Annotated in this window: 3 protein-coding genes; all 3 read left to right on the forward strand. The window is 52.9% G+C overall.

What is annotated here, in order from left to right; translation table 11 throughout:
• Positions 1 to 52: 52 nt before the first annotated feature.
• Positions 53 to 385: a PDDEXK family nuclease gene (locus tag B2W52_RS21440; protein WP_286804037.1), complete on the forward strand. Its 333-nt coding sequence runs from the start codon at positions 53 to 55 to the stop codon at positions 383 to 385.
• Positions 386 to 405: 20 nt separating this feature from the next.
• Entirely contained in the window at positions 406 to 759 is a 354-nt protein-coding gene (locus B2W52_RS21445; RefSeq protein WP_008175757.1) for a hypothetical protein, read from the forward strand.
• Positions 760 to 925: 166 nt separating this feature from the next.
• Positions 926 to 1,245 (forward strand): outer membrane beta-barrel protein (locus tag B2W52_RS21450; RefSeq protein ID WP_286804038.1); only part of this gene is annotated, 320 nt, incomplete at its 3' end.

Below are 1,245 nucleotides of genomic sequence, written 5' to 3' on the forward strand. Positions count from 1 at the left end.
CTTGCTCCGGTCCGGGTGGCAGCCTTGCTCCGGTCCGGGTGGCAGGCTTCACGTGGAATGGGTGGCAACCTTCAGCGGTTTACGCACCAATGGCGGTAACTTCTCAGAATGCAAGATTTTAGAGCGAAATCACTGTCAGGAATGGCTCGAAAACGCTCCCGAAGCCTTCGGCGAAGAGCTTCCGATTATCCAGAAAGAGTTCGACGGTTTTGAAGATACCCGTGGACGCCGAGATTCACTTGTTCTCGACAAAGACGGCAACCTGGTCATTATCGAAAAGAAGCTGGATGACATCCGATCGTTATGTGGTCTGGCAGGCGCTGAAGTACGGCGGCTACTCCGCGAATCTGAGCAGTTCCTAGCGCCTGATATTCGTGGCGGCTAAATTCCGCAAAGAAGTCACCAATGTGGTGTTATGGCTCAGCCAGTTCTGATTGCATTCTCTTCCTTGCGCTTGTCTTCTACCGCCTGACACGGCCGGTTTCCTCCAGAAAACGGCAAAAAGGGGTAGAGGCGCAATCAGGTTTAGGTATCGATGCCATTCGCAATCTGATCAAAGCCAATCCCCTGGAGGCCGCGTTGATGGCGTTCGCAGTGGGTATCGCAGAGCAGAAGGATCCCAGGCTCAAATCATTGCTGATGGAAGGTGGCATGGTGCTGATGAAACGGGCCGAGTCGTCTGACCCCGACCGGGTCGTTGCATATAAGACTCCCGAGAACGAGAGTGAAACCAAGCCAGATTCTAATACCCCTCAATAAGTCAAAGTTGTTGTTTTTTCGAGGTTAATTGCGGATTACGGGATCTTAGTCCGGGTTTAACCCGGTAGGGCAGGAATTCCTAGTAGGGTGAGTTCAGGTAATTGAAAGGCAACTTTCGATTTCCATGGAATGAAAGGATATTTGAACTCATTAGGAGGAACGCCCTATGAATTCCGCAATCCGTATTACCAGCGCCGCACTGTTCACAGCCTCGCTTGTTACTGCGCCCGTCGCTTTAGCTCAGAGCAACGCGGAGAGGGACCAGTCAGGCCCCTATGTCAGCGGCAGTTACGGTGGCTACAAATCACACGGCGGCGAGTTCGAGGATGAAAACGATCTGCTTGGCGCCGCTGTCGGCTACCAGTTCAATCCGTTTTTTGCCCTGGAGGCCGAATACATTGATTTCGGCAACTTTGGCGAGGACGAGGTTGAAGGCAAGCTGAAAGGCTTTGGCCTGAGCGCTGTTGGCCGTCTGCCTCTGACCGA

Origin of the sequence: Marinobacter sp. UBA2498, from assembly GCF_002341575.1 — a bacterium.
GTDB classification, from domain to species: Bacteria; Pseudomonadota; Gammaproteobacteria; order Pseudomonadales; family Oleiphilaceae; genus Marinobacter; species Marinobacter manganoxydans.

What these genes read in the sequence shown, in the direction of transcription:
- B2W52_RS21445 (WP_008175757.1), top strand. Translation starts at nt 406, where the DNA reads ATGTGGTGTTATGGCTCAGCCAGTTCTGATTGCATTCTCTTCCTTGCG.